General features: G+C 31.3%; 17 protein-coding genes. 5 read left to right on the forward strand and 12 right to left on the reverse strand.

Features of this window, described 5'->3' with window-relative positions; translation table 11 throughout:
• Window positions 1–13 precede the first annotated feature (13 nt).
• A complete protein-coding gene (locus tag KPL50_RS09305) occupies window positions 14–1,420 on the forward strand; it encodes an MBOAT family protein (protein WP_216298176.1) in 1,407 nt (468 codons plus the stop codon).
• A 19-nt stretch (window positions 1,421–1,439) separates the two neighbouring features.
• Window positions 1,440–2,603, forward strand: a complete 1,164-nt coding sequence (locus tag KPL50_RS09310; protein WP_216298177.1) for a DHHW family protein — start codon at window positions 1,440–1,442, stop codon at window positions 2,601–2,603.
• Window positions 2,604–2,690: 87 nt separating this feature from the next.
• On the opposite strand, the gene KPL50_RS09315 is transcribed toward KPL50_RS09310, so the two are convergent.
• From KPL50_RS09315 to KPL50_RS09340, 6 genes are all read right to left on the reverse strand, one after another.
• The gene (locus tag KPL50_RS09315) at window positions 2,691–4,097 is read right to left on the reverse strand and encodes a glutamate decarboxylase (RefSeq protein WP_253200533.1); all 1,407 of its coding nucleotides are present in this window, start codon (window positions 4,095–4,097) and stop codon (window positions 2,691–2,693) included.
• A gap of 13 nt (window positions 4,098–4,110) precedes the next feature.
• Window positions 4,111–5,811 carry an ABC-ATPase domain-containing protein gene (locus KPL50_RS09320; protein WP_216298178.1) on the reverse strand — a complete coding sequence of 567 codons (1,701 nt, stop codon included), beginning with the start codon at window positions 5,809–5,811 and terminating at the stop codon, window positions 4,111–4,113.
• A gap of 419 nt (window positions 5,812–6,230) precedes the next feature.
• The gene (gene lpdA, locus KPL50_RS09325) at window positions 6,231–7,940 is read right to left on the reverse strand and encodes a dihydrolipoyl dehydrogenase (RefSeq protein ID WP_216298179.1); all 1,710 of its coding nucleotides are present in this window, start codon (window positions 7,938–7,940) and stop codon (window positions 6,231–6,233) included.
• An 82-nt stretch (window positions 7,941–8,022) separates the two neighbouring features.
• Window positions 8,023–8,379 carry a carboxymuconolactone decarboxylase family protein gene (locus KPL50_RS09330; RefSeq protein WP_216298180.1) on the reverse strand — a complete coding sequence of 119 codons (357 nt, stop codon included), beginning with the start codon at window positions 8,377–8,379 and terminating at the stop codon, window positions 8,023–8,025.
• Window positions 8,380–8,463: 84 nt separating this feature from the next.
• On the reverse strand, window positions 8,464–8,886 hold the full coding sequence (locus tag KPL50_RS09335; protein ID WP_216298181.1) for a MarR family winged helix-turn-helix transcriptional regulator: 423 nt from the start codon (window positions 8,884–8,886) through the stop codon (window positions 8,464–8,466).
• Between the two features lie 198 nt (window positions 8,887–9,084).
• Window positions 9,085–10,890, reverse strand: coding sequence for a PAS domain-containing sensor histidine kinase (locus KPL50_RS09340; RefSeq protein WP_216298182.1), 1,806 nt, complete (start codon window positions 10,888–10,890; stop codon window positions 9,085–9,087).
• A 245-nt stretch (window positions 10,891–11,135) separates the two neighbouring features.
• On the opposite strand from KPL50_RS09340, the gene KPL50_RS09345 reads away from it, so the two are divergent.
• Window positions 11,136–11,540, forward strand: coding sequence for a YbaN family protein (locus tag KPL50_RS09345; protein WP_216298209.1), 405 nt, complete (start codon window positions 11,136–11,138; stop codon window positions 11,538–11,540).
• A gap of 95 nt (window positions 11,541–11,635) precedes the next feature.
• Here the strand turns inward: KPL50_RS09345 and KPL50_RS09350 are convergent, their stop codons facing one another.
• The 6 genes from KPL50_RS09350 to KPL50_RS09375 all read right to left on the reverse strand — a co-directional run bounded on the left by KPL50_RS09350 (window position 11,636) and on the right by KPL50_RS09375 (window position 17,144).
• Entirely contained in the window at window positions 11,636–13,210 is a 1,575-nt protein-coding gene (locus KPL50_RS09350) for a hypothetical protein (RefSeq protein WP_216298183.1), read from the reverse strand.
• Between the two features lie 278 nt (window positions 13,211–13,488).
• On the reverse strand, window positions 13,489–15,024 hold the full coding sequence (locus tag KPL50_RS09355) for a tetratricopeptide repeat-containing diguanylate cyclase (protein ID WP_216298184.1): 1,536 nt from the start codon (window positions 15,022–15,024) through the stop codon (window positions 13,489–13,491).
• Between the two features lie 349 nt (window positions 15,025–15,373).
• Complete coding sequence (locus tag KPL50_RS09360; protein WP_216298185.1) at window positions 15,374–15,679, reverse strand: LiaI-LiaF-like domain-containing protein; 306 nt, start codon at window positions 15,677–15,679, stop codon at window positions 15,374–15,376.
• The gene (locus KPL50_RS09365; RefSeq protein WP_216298186.1) at window positions 15,672–16,196 is read right to left on the reverse strand and encodes a hypothetical protein; all 525 of its coding nucleotides are present in this window, start codon (window positions 16,194–16,196) and stop codon (window positions 15,672–15,674) included. The genes KPL50_RS09360 and KPL50_RS09365 overlap by 8 nt, the downstream gene beginning before the upstream one ends.
• Complete coding sequence (locus tag KPL50_RS09370; protein ID WP_216298187.1) at window positions 16,177–16,635, reverse strand: hypothetical protein; 459 nt, start codon at window positions 16,633–16,635, stop codon at window positions 16,177–16,179. The genes KPL50_RS09365 and KPL50_RS09370 overlap by 20 nt, the downstream gene beginning before the upstream one ends.
• A complete protein-coding gene (locus KPL50_RS09375; protein ID WP_216298188.1) occupies window positions 16,632–17,144 on the reverse strand; it encodes an RNA polymerase sigma factor in 513 nt (170 codons plus the stop codon). Before KPL50_RS09375 ends, KPL50_RS09370 begins: the two co-directional genes overlap by 4 nt.
• Window positions 17,145–17,396: 252 nt before the next feature.
• On the opposite strand from KPL50_RS09375, the gene KPL50_RS09380 reads away from it, so the two are divergent.
• Together KPL50_RS09380 and KPL50_RS09385 are read left to right on the forward strand one after the other, a co-directional pair.
• Window positions 17,397–18,377 carry a tocopherol cyclase family protein gene (locus tag KPL50_RS09380; RefSeq protein ID WP_216298189.1) on the forward strand — a complete coding sequence of 327 codons (981 nt, stop codon included), beginning with the start codon at window positions 17,397–17,399 and terminating at the stop codon, window positions 18,375–18,377.
• A gap of 122 nt (window positions 18,378–18,499) precedes the next feature.
• Complete coding sequence (locus tag KPL50_RS09385; protein ID WP_216298190.1) at window positions 18,500–19,618, forward strand: NADH-dependent flavin oxidoreductase; 1,119 nt, start codon at window positions 18,500–18,502, stop codon at window positions 19,616–19,618.
• The last annotated feature ends 262 nt before the right edge of the window (window positions 19,619–19,880 follow it).

Below are 19,880 nucleotides of genomic sequence, written 5' to 3' on the forward strand. Positions count from 1 at the left end.
GGAGTGACTGAAATTGGTTTTTAGTAGTTTAATATTTATTTTTGTATTCTTGCCCTTAACTCTAACTATATATTATATTTCCCCAATGAAAATAAGAAATTTTACCCTTTTAGTGGTAAGCCTTATATTTTATGGCTGGGGAGAACCCGTATACATAGGTCTTATGATTTTTTCTATAATATTTGATTATATAAGCACTTTGCTTATACATAAATATAGAAAACAAAAAAAACTTTCAAAGGTAATATTTATAAATACACTGGTAGTTAATTTAGGAATATTGGCTTTTTTCAAATATTTTGGATTTTTGGTAGATAATATGAATATACTATTCGGTTTAAATATATCTATTGAAAAACTTCCACTACCTGTGGGGATATCCTTCTATACCTTCCAAATTATTTCCTATGTGGTGGATGTGTATCTAAACAAAGTAAAGGTTCAAAAAAACATAATAGATTTTGGGGCATATGTAACTATGTTCCCACAGCTAGTTGCAGGTCCCATAGTACAATACAACGATATCTTCATCCAATTAAAAAATAGAAAAGAAAATATCGAGCAATTTTCAGAAGGTGTAGATAGATTTATAATAGGCCTTGGAAAAAAGGTATTAATCGCTAACAATATAGCAATAGTTTGGACAAGCGTAAAGGCTACTGAACTTTCAAACATATCTGTTATTTCCGCTTGGATTGGAATAATAGCCTTTACTCTTCAAATATATTTTGATTTTAGTGGATATTCTGATATGGCAATAGGACTTGGGAAAATGCTAGGATTTGAATTTATTGAAAACTTTAACTATCCTTACATATCTAAAAGTGTAACTGAATTTTGGAGAAGATGGCATATATCCTTAGGGAGTTGGTTTAGAGAATATCTTTATATTCCTTTAGGTGGTAACAGAGTTTCTTCAAGAAAACAATTCAGAAACTTGTTTGTAGTCTGGTTTGCAACAGGCTTATGGCACGGTGCTAGCTGGAATTTTATATTCTGGGGGTTATATTTCGGCTTTTTCATATTTATAGAAAAGACGCTTTTAGGAAAGTTTTTAGAAAGACTTCCTAAGTGTATTTCAAATTTATATACTATGATAATTGTTTTAGTTGGTTGGGTAATTTTCGATAATAATAAGTTAATCGATGCGATAAATTATATAAAAATAATGTTTGGCCTTAGTGGAAATGCTTTTACTGATAGTGCCGCTGTATATTATTTTTATACAAACACAATCTTATTTGTAATAGCAATCTTTTGTGCAACACCAGTTGTTTACAATTTTCATAAAAAACTTAAAAATCGTTTTAATGCAAGAGGCGCTATAGTTATGGCTTTAAGTCATATTTTTATACTGTTTCTATCTACTGCATACCTTGTAAATCAGAGCTTTAATCCCTTCTTATACTTTAGATTTTAGAAAAAAGGTGATAATAAAAATGGAATATAACAATAGAAGACGAAAATACAATAATATATATATAAAATCCCTAACACTAATATTTTTATTGTTTATATTTAGTGTAATGATATTAAATATTATAGTTCCCGACAAAGGGTTTTCCGAGCAGGAGAATAGAAAGCTTAAAAGCAAGCCAAAATTTTCGGTAGATAATTTGTTGTATAACAAATTTACTTCAAAATATGAAAAGTATATGGCTGATCAATTTATACTGAGAAACTTTTGGATAAATGTAAAATCAAGTGCCGAAATAATTAGTGGAAAAAAAGAAAATAACGAAGTATATTTAGGCGATGATAAATACCTAATAGCTAAGTTCAAAAGGCCTGACAAAGACAATCTAGAGGAAAAATTAAAAGCAATAAACACTTTTAGTAGTGGAAATAAGGAATTATCTAAATATATTATGTTAGTTCCAAACAAAATAAAAGTTCTACAAGATAAATTGCCTGAATTTGCTCCAGTAGATAATCAACTTGAGTATATAAATAAATTTTATTCTGGATTAGATAAATCTATAAAAACAATAAATGTGTTTGATACTTTAAATAAAAATAAAGATAAATACATTTATTATAAAACTGACCACCATTGGACCTCAGAAGGTGCATATTATGCTTACTTGGAATTTTGCAAGAGTTCAGGAATAACACCCAAAGAGGCTAGTTCATATAATATTAAAAAGGTTAACAATGAATTCTACGGAACACTTTACTCAAGAGCTGGAGTTAAAAATATTGATAGCGATGCAATTAATGTATATTTGCCTAAAAATCCCGAAGATGTATTAATCAATTACCTGGAAGAGAAAAAAAAGTCAGCCAGTTTATATAATTCCAGCAGTTTAAATACTAAAGATAAATACTCTACATTTTTAGGCGGGAATCATCCTATTATAAAAATAAGCACTATGAGCAATAGTGCTAAAAAGCTTTTAGTTATTAAGGATTCATATGCTAACTGCTTTATACCATTTTTGACTTCTAATTTTAGGGATATCGTAGTTGTGGATTTAAGATATTACTCAGATGATGTAAATACACTAATTAAAGACTATAATATCACAGATGTTTTAATGCTTTATAATACAAATACATTTTTCGAGGATGAATCCATACTTAATATTAGTGACTATGAATAAACTTTGAAAAAAATCATGAAACTCCAAACACCTAGTTTACTCCTAAGTGTTTGGAGTTATTATTTTACTACCTCTACTTGCTATTAATTAATGATGAAAACTGATTTTTTTGCAACAATTTATGGTTGAATTATTCTTTAAATACTCCAGTTCCTTTTTTAAATCACGAAGGAGCAAAAATATCATATCACGACTAACCCCGTGACGAATCAATATACGTTGCACGGTCAAATTATCTCGATTGCTTGGGAGTGGATATGATGCAATTTGCCAACCATGCATTCTTAAGCGATCAGAAAGATCATAAAGTGAAAATCCAGCTTCCCCTTCATCCTTTAGAGCATAGCAAACTGCAGGTATTGCATCATGACCATCATATAATATATCAAATAGTTCTATTTTCCCAAGCTCCTCGCCTAAATACTGGGCAGTGTCGGCACAGGCATTCTGAATTGCAGTGTAGCCCTCATGACCCAATTGTAAAAACTTGTAATATTGGGCAATGATTTGACCAGCTGGCCGGGAGAAATTTAGTGCAAAGGTTGGCATTTGTCCTCCTAAGTAATCAACATTAAAGATTAATTCCTCAGGCAAGTCATCCAACGCTCTCCAAATAATCCACCCAACACCAAGTGGTGCCATGCCAAATTTATGACCTGAGGCATTAATAGATTTAACCCTAGGAATACAAAAATCCCATTTAATTTTTTTTTGTATAAATGGTGCAATGAATGCTCCACTAGCTCCATCTACGTGAATAGGGATATTATAGCCGGTTTCTTTCTCAATTTTATCTAGGGCTTTAGCAATCTCCTCCACTGGTTCATAAATGCAGGTAAATGTGCTTCCCAAAGTTGCTACTACTCCGATTGTATTCTCATCACAATAATCCACTAATTGATTTGGCTTCAGACCTAGCTCATCTGGAATTAGAGGGATTTCTCTAATCTCAACATCAAAATATCGTGCAAATTTATGCCAACATATTTGTACAGGTCCACATACAATGTTAGGGTTATTGGTAGATTTGCCCTCAGCCTCACGCCTCATTCTCCACTTCCATTTAAGTGCCAGCCCACCAAGCATCGCAGCTTCACTAGATCCAATTGTTGAACACCCAATGGTGTCCAATTTCCCAGGTGCATGCCAAAGATTTGCCAATATATTCACACATCGATGTTCAATTTCAGCAGTCTGCGGGTACTCATCCTTATCTATCATATTTTTATTAATTGACAAATCCATAAGATTGCGAACTTCATCCTCAATATATGTAGTACAAAAGGTTGCTAGATTTTGACGAGCGTTTCCATCCATAAATAGCTCATCGTGAATCAATTGCCTGATCACTGTGGGGTCCGAAATTTTATCAGGTAATTCGTCTTTCGGAAGCTGATTCTGGGCTATTGCATTAGTATAAAGATTTTTAACCCCATCAGCATCTCTGTTTTTATTATTAAACAATGCCATATTTTTTTCGCCTCTCTTATTCATAATATTTAAATGATTATATTTTTAGATTTCTATATCTATTATAGGCTGCCATTATTTCTTGTTTCCTAGGCATGGCTAGACTTCCACTTCCACCTTTTAATCTATCTATAGATAATAACCCATTTTTCTCTATATGACTAATTATATTATCCACCATACTTTCAAAGCCTAATCCCTTATTCATAATATTCTCCTCTGACCATATCATAATTGAAGCTATAGAATTTAATTGCTCAGTGTCAACTATTTGTTCCACACCCCTCAGGTTTATATCCTCTCTATTTATACTTATTGAGTCTAAACCTAATGTTTTGATTTTGACGCCTTTTTCTTCTACTTTAATAGTTCCAGCTTTAACTCGTCTGTTAAATAAAATATCTACTTTTAAATTTCTATCATTGATTCTTTTTATAATACGACCGCTACTTATATTTTTAGCTTTTTCTGTTACATCCACCGCCTCATAATTATCCATTTGTATTACACAATCTGCAATGTCAAAGTAATCTCCTGAGCTTCCCACTACTATTATTGTAGAAATATCCTTTTGATTATATAGTGGTCTAACTATTTCTATAAATGGGGTTATTGGCTCCTTCTCTCTGCAAACTAGCTTTTGCATTAAGTCATCACACGTCATAAAATTAGTAGCTGAGGTATCCTCATCAATTAAAAATATCTTAGTACCAGCTTCTATTCCCTCTATAATACTCGCCGCTTGCGAGGTACTCCCACTAGCATTTTCGCTGCAGAATTCTACAGTATCTTTCCCGTTAGGTAGGTTACTTATGAATAGTGATATATCTGTTTTAGTTACACATCTACTATCTTCTGCTCTTACTTTTAAGGCAGATTCTTCAGTTATAACAAACTCCCTACCATCACCTTCGATATGATTATAAACTCCAAGTTCTAATGCTTTTAGCAATGTGGATTTACCGTGATATCCCCCACCTACTATAAGAGTTATACCTTTTTTAATACCCATGCCGCAAATTGTGCCGCGGCTCTTCGTATCAAACTCTACTTCTAATTCCTTTGGTGAAACAAATGCAATACCTCCTCTTAATGCTTTTGTAGATATCCCACTTTCCCTAGGTAACACTGCTCCATTTGCTACAAATGAAACTAGTCCTCTATTACTTAACTCGCTTCTTATATATTCTTGATCTTCTATAAGCTTAACTCTATTTATTAAATTTTCACTATTAATATTTCTATATATTAAAGTTTTTTCGACTATGTTTGGTATTACATTATATAAAATTTTCTGGAGCTCTCTTGATAAAACACTTCTACCTCTTGCTGGAAACCCAACGTAAAACCTTGCTTCTATTTTATCCTCATCTATAATTATTGAAGTTCTATTTAATATCTCCTGTGGACATTTGCTTATAGCAATTAATCCGCTCTTTCCAGATCCAAGAACTCTTTCCGAGGATCTATTTATATTAGAATAAAACTCTCTTGTTAGGTAATCTGCTACTGCAATATTTTTGTTTTTATTATCAAAAATTCCCTTTGGGAACATGGCAATATTTTGATTTACTATCACTCTAATTCTTGATGGGGAAGCAAATGGATCACCTTGAACATGATCTATGCTAAGTATATAATTCCCAAAATCATATTCCCCTTCTAACTCCTTATACAACCTATAGCTTTTTCCATCAATTCTTTCTAACTCTTTTTTTAGCACTTCCGAATTCTTCATATAACTCTCCTCATATGTCTGTATAAAATTCCGCTTTTCTATGATATAAAAAACTACTAAAGTTTTTTAGTAACTTGTAGTAATTATACCCATCTTTAATTAATCTATCAATATGCATCTAGAATTTGAAAACCTATTATTTTTTCTAAAATATCAATTTTTCTTTTCAAATACAAAAAAGCTAGTGATATGAATAATCACAAGCCTTTTTATGAATTTATAATAATTTTATCTACATATTCATCATCGTTTTTATACAAGTTACTAATTCTTGGACCTGCATGCCACATGCATGAATACATTTAGCTAAAGTAAGTCCAAACATAACATCACCTCCTAAACTATCTATGATTCTAATATAGCCTAAGGATATGTAGATATTATGAAGAAATGGAGATTATTTAAGTGATTGTCCATTATTACGCAAAATGAATTGCTCCGCCTTCTAAAGACAATGCTGCTTCGTGAATTACCTCTGCTGTAGTAGGATGGGCATGTATAGTTTCAGTTATTGCTTCTGCTGTTAAATTATTCTTAATAGCTAGAGTGAGCTCTGCAATTAAATCTGTAGCATGCAGACCCACAATGCTTGCACCAATCAATTTTTCTGTGTTTTTATCTCTTATTATTTTAATAAAGCCATTACTTTCTCCATAAGATTTCGCTTTTCCATTACCTGAAAATGGAAATTCACCTACTTCTACTTCTATTCCCTGAAGCTTTGCTGCTTTTTCTCCTATCCCCACCATGGCTATTTCAGGATCCGTGAAAATTGCGCTAGGAACTACTGTATAATCCATATCACAAGCCTTACCCATTATATTGTTTACAGCTACTATTCCTTGGTGAGAGGCAGCGTGAGCAAGTAACATAATGTTTGTTACATCTCCAATGGCATATATATTAGAAATATTAGTTTGCATTTTAGAATTAACCATAATTCCCTTTTTATTTTGGTTTAATTCGATTCCTATCTTTTCTAATCCTAACCCATCTATAAATGGATTTCTTCCAACAGATAAAAGCACTTTATTTGCTGTTATATATTTATCTTTGCCGTCCTGTATAAAATGAACTATGCATTCATTATTCTCAGCTTCACAAATTTCTTCTACCTTTGCAGCAGTATATAGCTTGATTCCTTTTTTTTCTGCACTTTTTTTATTTTCTTCACATATATCATCATCACAGCTTATAAGACATTGATCCATAAATTCCACCACTGAAACCTGAGCACCAAAGCTAGCATAAATATAGGCAAACTCCATCCCAATAACACCACCGCCTACAATTACCAGATTCTTTGGAACTTCTTTAAGACAAAGCGCCTGGCTGCTATTAATTATATTTTTATTTTCAATACCCACAATTGGTACCACTGCTGATTTAGAACCTGTAGCAATAATAATATTTTTTGTTTTGATAGTAACTTCTTGTGTATTACTTCTCACTATTATAGTTTCATTATCAAGGATTTCACCAGTTCCATTAATAACCTTTACCTTGTTTTTATCCATTAAATACGCAATACCTTGAACTAGCTCTGTAACAACCTTATCTTTTCTTGCTATTACTTTTTCCATGCTAATCCCAATATTTTCAGCATAGCATCCAAATTCTTCCGCACGTTTTAAGGTATCGAAAACCTGCGCAGACCTAACTAGTGTTTTAGTAGGAATACACCCCCAATTTAAACAGGTTCCACCTAATTTTTCTTTTTCTATTAATATAACTTTTGCTCCTAATTTAGCAGCATGAATTGCAGCTACATATCCACCAGGCCCCCCCCCAACTATTGTAATGTCACATTCCATTTGAAGCTTTACTGGCTTAATCAAATTTTGAAAATAGTTAAAGGTATTGCTATTTGTATTTGCAGTTTTAGGCGCTTGCTCCCCATTTATCTTTGCGAGTATAGTATCTGCATTAGCTGTGTCTCCTGCTTTTACATTAATGCTCTCAATAATCCCCTGAGCTTTTGAAGTAATGGTGCTTGTACCTTTTCCACTTTCCACCTCAAAGATTCCATCATTCACCATAATGGAATCTCCCACATTTTTTAAGATTCTCATTATTTTTGTTTCTGCATTCTTATCTGTAGATTTCTCTACCTTAACATCTATAATCATTTCTTTTATCTCCTTTCCAAAATAAGAAATAAGGTAGCTTGCGCCACCTTACTAACCATGCAGCATAACTGCTTTATTTAGGTTATTTAGTAAAATCATTTTTGAATTCTTCAATACAATCCTTAAGTAAGGTTACACTATAAGCCATTGAAGGCCCACCACCAAAAGCAACAGAAACCATAGCTGCTTCCATTATTTCTTCTGATGTTGCACCTGCCTCAAATGCCTTATAAACATGGAATACTATGCAGTATTCACAACGATTGTATGCTCCAATACCTACACTGATTAATTCCTTTGTCTTTGTATCTAACGCACCTGGTTTATATGTTGTACCAAGTAAGTTCATAAATGCGCCTACATGTTCACCGTTAGTTTCGCCTAAAGCCTGTAATCCACCCACAAAATCATTTAACATTTCTCTAACATTTTTAGCCATATTATTACCCCCTTAACATACTTGTCATCCTAATTATTAGTATAGCAAGTATTTAAAATAATTGCAATAGTATATGATAAAAATTTAACTAATGTTTTCCACGAATTTTTCAAGTACTCTTTTAAATACTTGTATTTCATCTTCTGTAATTCCTAGTGAAAAAAGCTCGCTCATCTTTTGCCCTTCTGGTAAAAGCTCTTCAATTCTCTCTCTACCTTTTGGTGTAAGTTTAATATATTTAACTCTCCTATCTTCCTTTACTTGAGTTCTTATAATTAAACCCTCTTCTTCCATTCTATCTAATAGTCTAGCTACAGTAGACTCCTTTATATCCATCTTTTCTCCTAATTCCTTTTGGCTTAAGTCTCCGTTTTTTAATAAATAATACATAGCTATCCACTGAACTCTGGTTACACCAAGTGGAATTAATCTTTCGTTAAACATATTTGCCATTTTTTTTGCTGTCTTGTTATTTATAAAACAAACACATGATTCAATATCAAACATTTAAGCCTCCATTTTTTTATTATAATATATTTTCTCACTACCATTATATAAGATTTAAAATTTTAAATCAATTTTATTTACTTTTACAGAGGCTTCCAAATGTCCAAGGAGATGACTTGAGGTCTTCTCCTTGCTATAAAATAATAGTTAAAGTTGCTTTTATTTATAATAATCCAATCTAAAATTACGAAAGTTCTCTTATTCATAAATATCTGAAAATTCCACATTCATCTTTTCTATAAATTTGTCTTTATCCCCAGTGTCATTAAGATTATATAATGTGCATTCCTCACTTGTATAACCTTTAACTGGAAGCTCAATAATAAATTCCGAGCCCTTTCCATACTCACTTTTTACCCTAATATTACCACCATGCATCTCAATAAGAGACTTTGTTAAAGATAATCCGATGCCACTACCTTCATTCTCCCGCGTAAATAGTTTTGAAACTTGTTTATACCTCTCAAATATTATTTTCTGGTTTTCACTTTCAATACCAATCCCATTATCTTTAACTGAAATATTAATAGTATCCACACCCTTATATATATTTATAAGAACAGAATCCTCAGTAAATTTTATAGCATTTGAGATGATGTTTAGCATTATTCTCTCAATCATATCCACATCACATATTATCGGCATTTCTTTAACGTCTGTACGGAATATCAATTTTATTTTCTTTTGTCTCGCATAATCTGATACTGACAATGCAATTCTCTTAATAAGACTTACAATATCTTCATTACTAAAATGTGGTTCATAAAAGCCCGCATCAATTTTAGTTGAATCAATTAGGTTATTAACCAACCTTAATAGACGCATGCAATTTCGTTTCATAGCTTTTAAGTGCCTTGAACTTTTTTCTTTATCAATGTAAGTGTCATTTTTAAGATATAGCTCAAATAGCTGAACTCCTGCAAGCGTTACATTAAGAGGCGTTCTGAGTTCATGTGACATATTAGCAATAAATTCACTTTTGTTAATACTAGCTTTTTCCGCAATCTCTTTTGCTTTTTTCAGCTCTTCTTTAGCAAGCTTTTGGAAAGTAATATCTTGAAAACTTCCATAACGGAAAGCGGGTTGTGTCAGATTGCCCTTAACTGATGTGAATCTATCAAGAAACCATCGATATTCACCATCTTTACATAAAAATCGATACTCTATAGCCTCTGATGCACCCTCACTTGTGGATATTTTTATACGCTCAACTACATTATGAGAATCATCTGGATGAATTTTTTTAAAAACAGTATCCTCAGTCATAACTATCATTTCCTCCAGCGTATAGCCTGTTAATCTCTCAATAACTGGACTCATATAATCATATTTATTAGTTGTAACATTTCTTCTATAAAATGCATCCTGTGAATACTCGATAACATTAGAAAAGCGTTCCTTGGATTGTCTTAATTCTTGTTCCATTAGCTTACGAGAATTAATATCAGAATGTGTACCTGTAACTCTTAAAGGCTTTCCCTCTGTATTCCAGGTTATAATTTTACCCTTACCAAGTACCCATTTATAAGATCCATCTTTTGTAAGAAGTCTATATTCACTCTCGTAGAGTGGAACTACTCCTTCTAGATGCATGTTTAAATTCAGAATAGTAGCTACCTTATCATCAAGATGAATTAGCCTTTCCCACGCACTAAATAAGTTTTGCATCTCATTCTCTTCATAACCTAACATCTTCTTTAATGCTTTTGAGTAAATCACTTCATTTGTCCTTGCATTCCAATCCCATATGCCATCTCCACTGCCCTCAAGAGCAAATGTTAACCGTTCCTCGTTTGCTTTTAAAGCCTCCATATTTCTTTTACATTCTGCTATCTCTTTTTCAAGGATTGAACTCTCTTCTTTTAATATCTTCATATTATCTTCCATCTCATTATTTTTTTTAATCATTTCTACTTCTACCCTTTTGCTATGATGAGTGTGCTTATATTTCAATTGCTCTAGGATTATATTGTTTTCTATTTCTATAGACTTGTCCCTATTCATAATTTTTACCCCCATAACCCTTTTATATATTTCAATTATATATCAATTTTAATAAAATTCTATATTTATTTTTGGTGCCACCCCACGTGGCAGCAATGTTTATTTATTAGGAAACGTAATCTAATCTAAGAAAAAGGTTACAAGACCCTATATAATTGGTACAATGTGTACAATGTTTAAATATTATAGTAAAGGTTACAAATATTTAAGTGTAATTAGATTTTTTATAATAGGGGGTATTCATTATTAAAAGAATTACCAAAATTATTTATGTGGTAGTAGGCTTTATAGCTATGGGATTAGGTATTATAGGAATTATTTTACCAATACTGCCTACAACCCCTTTCCTACTTTTAGCCTCAGTATGCTTTATGAGAGGATCAGAAAAATTAAATCACTGGTTTAAGGATACTAAAATCTACAAGAAAAACTTAGAAGTTTTTATCAAAGATAGAACCTTAACGTTAAAGCAAAAGGTCCTAATATTATTATTGGCAGATAGTATGATAGCTTTCCCACTAGTAATAACCAACAACATATTTATGAGAATCGTATTGATATTGATTATATTATGTAAATATTATTATTTTATTTTCAAAATTAAAACTAGAAAAGTATTAAAAGTAGATTATGAAACAGAAGACTTTTAATAAAATCCAAAAAACCAACTAAGATGATTATTATCCACCTTAGCTGGTTTTATTATTTATCTACTTATATTTAGTAGGTTCTCGCTCTATATCCTCTATTGATTTTTTGGTTTTTTGTTAAGTGTCTTATAATTTGGTGAATCCTCACCAATTATCTTATCCAATTTCCAATTGTATCCCTTATTTCCGTCATAAACAAGAAAATATACTGCTACAAATGAGACTGAAACACTCTTATTTTTTTTACCATCCTTAAAAGTAATACTTCCATAAACATATTTTATATTTTCTGAGCCTTTGTTGGATAGTATTTCGCTAGTTTTAAAGGTCTTCGCTTCTTCAGGTGTTATTTTATGGTTATTAGAAAACCAAAAAAACAAATTACTTCCTTCAATCTCAACATTGGTAATAGTAGATATTATTAGAGGCGTGGCCATATTTTTTATTGTGCCACTATTAACAGTAGTTTTTCCGCTGTCAGTTAATGCTACTTTGCTGAAGGATATTGAGAAAGTATATCCAGTTGATAATACAGATTTTATTTCTCCTGCTATATTTTCTCTCTTAGCAGTAACGTATAATACTCCCTTTTGTACATCATATCTTTTGCCTGATATATTAATGCTCTTAGTAAAACTATCCTTTATGGTATAACCCTTGCCTTCAAAAAAACTTGAATAAGTTACTGTTTCTTCCAGTCCTTTTTCCCTTATAGCTTCAATAACCGCTTCATCAGAAAAAGTTGGCGATAATGCTAAGATAAAGTCCTCAGTGCTATTTTTCTGAGTGGTAGCAATGGTCCAAGCTTCATTCTCAAAAACTAGGTTACACTTTATTTTCCCTGTAGTTCCCAGAAGTCCGCTATCTATAGAGGTTTTCACTTGAATTTCTTCTTTCCCATTTTCCAAATCCGGTGCTCTTAAACTTATACCAAGACTTTTAACATCTTTTCCACCTAATATTACTTTTGTATCCGCAATGTTGATACTTAATTTCTTCAATGATTCTAAGAACTTCTTTTCATCTATACCTACCACTGGTTTTATTTCAGCAACTTTATCCAATACAACTTCGTCACTTATTTTCCATTGATTTTTACCCTGGTACGTATATACTATTGATATCAAGGTCTTTGCCTCAATAGAACCGTTGTTCAAAGTTAAAGCAACTTTTATATCGTCCTTGCTCTTATCTGTATTTCTAGTGCTTATACTGAAGCTTTTCACGTTATCCTTGTTAATTTTTATGATTGTACCTTTAGGAAGAGTTATTATTTTTCCCATTATGTCTTCCTTTACTCTCACTTCATCTACGGGTTTAACAATAAAAAGTGTGTATGCAAATACCCCTCCTGCAATAACAACTAACAATGCTATTATAGGTATAATTACTTTCATACTCTTAGTTGATTTTTTTAAAGAAGCAAAAAACTTATCTCTTTTATACTTCTTTATATCGTCTTCTGTTACTGCTGGCATTGGAAGTGTATCCTCATGTCTTTTCTTATTGCCCTCAGCTGCACCTATATTTACGCTTTTCACATTATTAATTTTATCAGAACTCTGTTCAACTTTAGAATCAATGGGTTCTTCTATTTCCTCTCCACAATATGGGCAAAATTTCAATCCATTAATATTAGTAAATTGATTGTTACAATTGTTACAAATCATTCATTACCTCCAAGCATTTATATAAATCTATAAAACAAACATTATTTTGTATTCAGTATATTATATCCTGTTTGTACACTATATTCAAATTATAAACAATAAATTTTTAGAAAAGGAGGAGCCTGAGGCTCCTCCTTTTCTATCACATTAAAATAATAAATAAACTTTAGTCTATATTTTGAGTTCTTATAATAACTTTATTTCTGCCTTCATTTTTAGCTTTATAAAGTTCTTCATCAGCAATTAAATACATATCCTGTGAACTCACAAAGTCCGACCTACAGCCATATACTCCACCTATACTTATGGTAACTGGGATAACGCCCATTATTCCAAATATAATCAATATCGAGCTTCTCAATGGAACTACGAAGTCGCTCTGTAAGAGCTAATACCTCCTTGTATCTAAGTCCTTTAATAAAGCATACGAATTCTTCACCACCAAATCTTCCAAGTATTCCATATTTGTTTCCAAAGACACTCTTTAAACAACTTGCAATTTTTTTAAGACAATTGTCACCTTCAAGGTGTCCATAGTAATCGTTATAACGTTTAAAATAGTCAATATCTATCATCAAAAGTGCTAAATCAATAGGCCTTATTTCACTTTCCATCCACACCTTAGAGATATAGTTCTTCACGCCTCTCCTATTAGGTATATTGGTAAGTTCATCAGAGGTTACTTCTATACTTAAATTTCTATTTGCTTTTTCCATTTTATGAAGTAATAGGTTTTGACTCCCAATATCCTTCTCTAGTTGTTCATTTAATTTTGTAACTTTTTGAGCTTCTTCTCCACTAAATAATTTACTAAGCTCAATTTTTATTATTTCAAGCTTATGTGAGATCATGGTAGTTTCGATTTCTTGCTCCATTATATGATACTTTTTATAAAATTCAAGAGCTAATCTAAAGCCCCCTTTTCTTTCATAAAAGTCAGTTATAATCTTGTATATCCTACTTAATTTTTTTCTAGCATTTATTTCTTCTCCATATTTAATAGCTTTATGGAGATAGGACATGCAAAGTTCTTCGTCTTCAAGCATTTCAATTTCTGCAAGGTTTATTAGTACATCTATTGAAAAAAACTTATTTTCTAAGCCTTCTAATTTATCAAGAGCATTACTATAACATTCTCTTGCCTTATCATATTCCTTTTGAATAAAATGAATTCTTCCTATGCTATTTTCCACTTCTGAAAGAGCAGTAATATTATTTTGTTCAATCAAAATGTCATAACTTTTTTTATAACATTCAAAGCTATAGGAATATTCTTTCTTTTTAAAATATATCATACCCATATTTTCTAATATAACTGCTATGTTTGTCGTATAATTATATTTCACCGATAAATTTAATGATTTATCATAACAAATTAATGATTCCTCAAGATTACCCACTTCTTTATAAACCTCACCCATATTGTTAAATATTTTACTCATTATAAGAGTATCCTCAGTCTTTTCCAAGAAATGTAATGCCCTCAGAAAATTCTCAAGCGCAGGCTCATACATAGCGTTATAAAAATATATAACTCCAATAAGGTTTAAAGTTCCTGCCAGATCTATAGGTTTTCCATAAATCTCAAATAGCTTAAAAGCATCGAAAGCATAATTAAAACAGTCATTGAGTTTCGTCATTGACCTACAAGCAAGTGCCATCCCGAACAATGCATGAGCCTCTTCCAGCCTTAATTTATTAACTTTTGCAATATCGTAAGCTTCCTTGCTCATATCAAAAGCAAGGCTGGGCTCTTTAAAGGAAATCGCTTTTGCTTCTTCAATTTTGTTCATAACTACTGCCGCAACGTTCATTATAAGAATTTCCCCCTAAAATATAAATCTACAAATCAGATATGAGAAGTTCTACCTTTCCAAAAGGTAATTCTATTGGAAGCACATATGTAGAATTTCAAGAATCAAAATTCTTACTTCTATACATAATTTCGTCAGATTAAAGAAAATTCCTTTTTTTTTCTTTAATTTTTTATCATTTTAATCAAGTCCACTAAATCCCTTATAAAATTTTCATTAAGATTACTCCCTAACAGCTACTTTCAATTAATTTCTACAATAAAAAGTGCTACAAGTTTAACTTATAGCACTTTTTATTGTAGTTATTCAGTTAAATACCATTACATATTTTCCTAAGTTTACAACCAAATTAAAATACAGTTTTAAACTGTGATATATGTGTAATTACATATTCCATACATCCCATGCCCATTGCAAAGAAGGATACTATTATTATCAGAATTATAGCGTAGAAATCATATTTCATTATTTCTTCTTTATTTATTAAATATGCTATAATAATTTCAATTCCAAGTATTACTAAAATCAAGGGCCATAGCGATGCTATTAGTAAGTAGTCAATACTTGGATTTATTATTCGAAGTAAAAACATTATTCCAAAGATAACTAAAACTATCCCAGTGGTAAAAGTTCCCACTCTACGTCCCTTAATCATTTATATCACGCTCTCTTTTCTTACCTATAATAAGCTTTGCACCCACAACAATTATTACAACACCAATTATTATCTGAGGGGCCATTCTTGTTATATTATAGATAATGCCATATACTTCACCAGAAATATGTCCTGATAAACTATTTATAATATTATTCCATATTAAGTAGCCACCAAGAAGTAATAGTAATATCCCTGAAACCAAGCTGTGTTTTTTAAATATACCTTTATCTATTTTTGCCAATTCATCAAGAGAAAACAAATAATTATCCTCCAGTAGTAAAAATTCTTCATCCGTTGAATAACGTTTATTCATACAATCAAAAAACGAGTAAAACCAGATTAGTGGTAAAACAAAGAGCAGTGGGCCTATTGAAAGCCAGCTAGAAAGAAATATTAAAAAGAAGAATGCTGCCATAAGTGATAGTCCCATCTTCATAAAGCCCATATACATGTGCCCTGCTCCAGGTAACATTGAAAAACAAAAGGTTAAAAATTTACTTTTTTCCTTTTTCATTATTAAAAACCTCCAAATTAATTATTTTTTGTGAAAAATTGTTAAGACTTTCATTAACTGTGTTAATAGTACTTAAACTCATTGGGTTTACATCCAATATTTTGGTTTTAGTATTAGCTAGAAAATTTAATTCATTTGAAAAAACAAACATTAAAGCTATACTTGCAGCCATTGCCACCCTAAGAGAATAAAACAAAAACTGAGTATTTTTTTCTTTTTTATTTTTTATTTTTGACATTACCTCTTGCTCAAATCCCAAAGGAGCCTCTGCAAGTTCAAATTCATTGAAACTATTAGCTAGTGCGTCCGCACAGCCTTCACATATACAAATATGTTCTGATAATAAAATTAGTTCATTATCACTTAGAGAACCCTCTTTTAGCGCTTTTAGTGATGTTTTAGTTAAGTGGATTTTTTCTTTAAATAAGGTACTGCTCACATTAACTCCTCCTTCCATAAAACTTTCAATAGTTTTTTTGATCTATACAGATGGGTTTGTAATGTTTTTAAACTTTGCCCTGTATCTTTTGCCATATCAGAAAGTTTAATATCTTCACAAAAGTAGTTTACTGCCACAGCCCTATAAGGCTCTTTTAATTTTTCACATAAACTATATATCTTTTGCTTATTATGTTTTTTTAAAAGTGCATCCTCAGGTGTTTCTCCCGTGTCAACTACCCCCTCAAAATCTTCATGGGATAAGCTATTAATTACTCTTGCAGGGCTTTTAAGAAAATCTTTACATTTATTTGTGGCAATTGTCGTAAGCCATGCCTTAAAATTCACCCCATCAAATTTAGAGAAATTAGTGTAGGCAGACAAAAAAGTTTGTTGTGCCAAATCTTCTGCATCAAAGTAATTTTTTGTAAAGGATAGACAAATAGTAATGATTAATCGTTCATACTGTTTTATATAGTTTGCAAACTGTTCCTTTTGAATAACCATCACCCCTTTTTTTGTCCTTACACTTAATATAACGATTATGAATTTAAAAACACTTCATTTCTATAAAAAATTAATTTATTCTTATTATTTACTATAAAAAAAAGTTTTAAATCTCTTAAAGGTAATTAATCTTCATATGTAGAATATCAATACATGCAATAAGATACAATAAATTAAATAGTTTTATAACAGTCTTTTTTTACAATATAAACTAAGGTTAGAATATAAAAAATTTTGTATTGTTAGGAGTAACTAATGATTAAAAGCATATTAAATCCAGATCTTTATCATGGTAACAGTAGAACTAGTAACTTTTTTGAAGGTTGGTATTTTAAATTAGTAGATAAAAATATGGCAAATGTAATATCCTTAATACCTGGAATTTACCTTGGTAAATCCAAAGAAAACTCTCATTCTTTTATTCAGCTATTGCAAGGTAATAAAGTTAGCTATAAATATAAAAAATTCACCAAAGATGAATTTATATCTAAAAGTAATAATAGACTTAATATAAGTGTTGCAAATAACAACTTTTCTTTAAATGAAATTTCTTTAAATATAAATGATGGCAGTGATAAGATAACTGGCAGTATTTGCTTTACAAACCTTCTTAAATGGCCAGACTCAACGATAAACCCAGGAAGCATGGGCTATTATAATTTTATACCTCGTATGCAATGCTATAGTCAGGTTTCAGTTATGGATATGGATCTTGAAGGGTCATTAAACATTAACGGCTCTAAAATAGATTTTAGTGGTGGAAAAGGGTATATAGAAAAAAATTGGGGCTCTGCTTTTCCTTATTCTTGGACTTGGGTACAGTGCAATAGTTTCAAAAATAGAAAAGCCTCTATTAGTTGCTCTATAGGCCATATTCCTTTTATGATTACAAGCTTTAGAGGCTTCTTAATTGGGTTATTCGTGGATGATAAATTTTATAAATTTACTACAATAAATAAGAGTACTTTAAACATTGTTCAAAACGCTTTAGATATTATAATTACTACTGAAAATAAGAAATACAAACTAATAATCGAGACGAAAACAAATAAAAGTGATTTCATGCTCTGTATGGGACCTAGGGATGATAAGATGCTTCCATTGGTTGAAGAAAGTTTAAAAGCATCAGTAAAAGTTACTCTTATAGATAAATCAACATCCAAAACCATATTTTGTGAAAATGTTCTATGTTGTGGTATTGAATATGGTGGAGATCAAAGAATGATATTAAAGTGAATATTAAATAAATGTTAATAAATATTTATTAATAATTATTATTGTTTACAAAGGCATTTAAGTATAGTAATATTTAAATAAAGGAAAATACAATAAGCTTATTTTGAAAGGAAGAGATTGAATTGAAAATCGAAAAATTACTACAACCTAGAAACTTAGGTTCATCAATAAATGTAAAAAACCCAATAGTTATGGCTCCTATGACTACTTTTTCAGCAAACCTGGACGGAACTGTTTCTGAGGCAGAACTCAGTTATTATAAAGCTAGATCAAAGGGTGTAGGAATAGTAATTACTGCAACAACCTATGTAAGTAAGTCTGGAAAGGGCTTTCCTGGTCAATTTGCGGCATATGATACTAGCTTTTTACCTGGTCTAAAAAAACTAGCTCAAACAATAAAAGGTGAAGGTGCTTTGGCAATTCTACAAATTTTTCATGGTGGTAGAATGGCAATTCCTGATGACATACCAGATGGACAAACTATTAGTGCTAGCGCAGTGGCCCCAGTCAGACCTGGTGCAATGACACCTAGAGAAATGACAGAAGCAGAAATCCAAGATATCATTAAAGCCTTTGGCGAAACAGCAAAATTAGCAATAGATGCAGGTTTTGATGGCGTAGAAATTCATGGGGCTAACACATATTTGTTGCAACAATTTGTTTCTCCTCACTCTAACCGCAGACAAGATAAATGGGGTGGCAGCGTAGAAAAACGAATGAATTTCCCATTGGCTGTAATAGCTGAAGTTAAAAAAGTAATAAAAGAAAAAGCTAAAGATGACTTTATAGTAGGCTATCGTTTTTCACCAGAGGAAACTGAGAATCCAGGTATAACTTTAAAAGATACCCTTTTATTTATAGATGTATTAGCAAATCAAGGCCTAAGTTACTTGCATAGTTCTATAATGGATTTTTGGCAAAGCTCAATGCGAGATACAACAAATACAAGTCCTATTATTTGCAAAATATTAGACCAAATTCATGGTAGAGTACCTTTCATTGGCGTGGGTTCTATCCACACACCGGAAGATGCTATGAAGGCATTAGATAGTGGTGCCGAATTTATAGCCCTTGGTAGAGAAATCATTATGGAACCAGATTGGGTCAGCAAAGTTCAAAGTGGAAAAATCTCAGAAATACGTACTACCTTGAGTAAAAGCCATGGAAAAGCTTTAGATATACCAGGACCTCTTTGGAATGCAATTGTAACTACACCTGGTTGGTTTCCAATCACAGAATAATTTTTTTTATAAATATAAACTACGCAGTTCGCTTATATTACAAAAGTGCCAGATATGGAATTAATTCATATCTGGCACTTTTGTAATTATGTTAAAAACTTAGAAACAGCTCCCTCCACATTTGAAAAAAATAATGGGAATACTATTCCCAGGGAATGTAGCTAGATTTGTGTAAACAAATCTAGCTACATTATTTTTTTTGTATTAACTAATGGTATTTGTGGAAATAATATCTAATAATTAAGTGAGGAGGAATAGTTAT

Origin of the sequence: Clostridium sp. CF012, from assembly GCF_018861755.1 — a bacterium.
Classification (GTDB): domain Bacteria; phylum Bacillota; class Clostridia; order Clostridiales; family Clostridiaceae; genus Clostridium_AD.

What these genes read in the sequence shown, in the direction of transcription:
- KPL50_RS09350 (WP_216298183.1), bottom strand. Translation starts at nt 13,210, where the DNA reads ATGATTTGTAACAATTGTAACAATCAATTTACTAATATTAATGGATTG.
- KPL50_RS09315 (WP_253200533.1), bottom strand. Translation starts at nt 4,097, where the DNA reads ATGAATAAGAGAGGCGAAAAAAATATGGCATTGTTTAATAATAAAAAC.
- KPL50_RS09330 (WP_216298180.1), bottom strand. Translation starts at nt 8,379, where the DNA reads ATGGCTAAAAATGTTAGAGAAATGTTAAATGATTTTGTGGGTGGATTA.
- KPL50_RS09365 (WP_216298186.1), bottom strand. Translation starts at nt 16,196, where the DNA reads ATGAAAAAGGAAAAAAGTAAATTTTTAACCTTTTGTTTTTCAATGTTA.
- KPL50_RS09335 (WP_216298181.1), bottom strand. Translation starts at nt 8,886, where the DNA reads ATGTTTGATATTGAATCATGTGTTTGTTTTATAAATAACAAGACAGCA.
- KPL50_RS09380 (WP_216298189.1), top strand. Translation starts at nt 17,397, where the DNA reads ATGATTAAAAGCATATTAAATCCAGATCTTTATCATGGTAACAGTAGA.
- KPL50_RS09340 (WP_216298182.1), bottom strand. Translation starts at nt 10,890, where the DNA reads ATGAATAGGGACAAGTCTATAGAAATAGAAAACAATATAATCCTAGAG.
- KPL50_RS09310 (WP_216298177.1), top strand. Translation starts at nt 1,440, where the DNA reads ATGGAATATAACAATAGAAGACGAAAATACAATAATATATATATAAAA.
- KPL50_RS09320 (WP_216298178.1), bottom strand. Translation starts at nt 5,811, where the DNA reads ATGAAGAATTCGGAAGTGCTAAAAAAAGAGTTAGAAAGAATTGATGGA.
- KPL50_RS09360 (WP_216298185.1), bottom strand. Translation starts at nt 15,679, where the DNA reads ATGATTAAGGGACGTAGAGTGGGAACTTTTACCACTGGGATAGTTTTA.
- lpdA (WP_216298179.1), bottom strand. Translation starts at nt 7,940, where the DNA reads ATGATTATAGATGTTAAGGTAGAGAAATCTACAGATAAGAATGCAGAA.
- KPL50_RS09355 (WP_216298184.1), bottom strand. Translation starts at nt 15,024, where the DNA reads ATGAACGTTGCGGCAGTAGTTATGAACAAAATTGAAGAAGCAAAAGCG.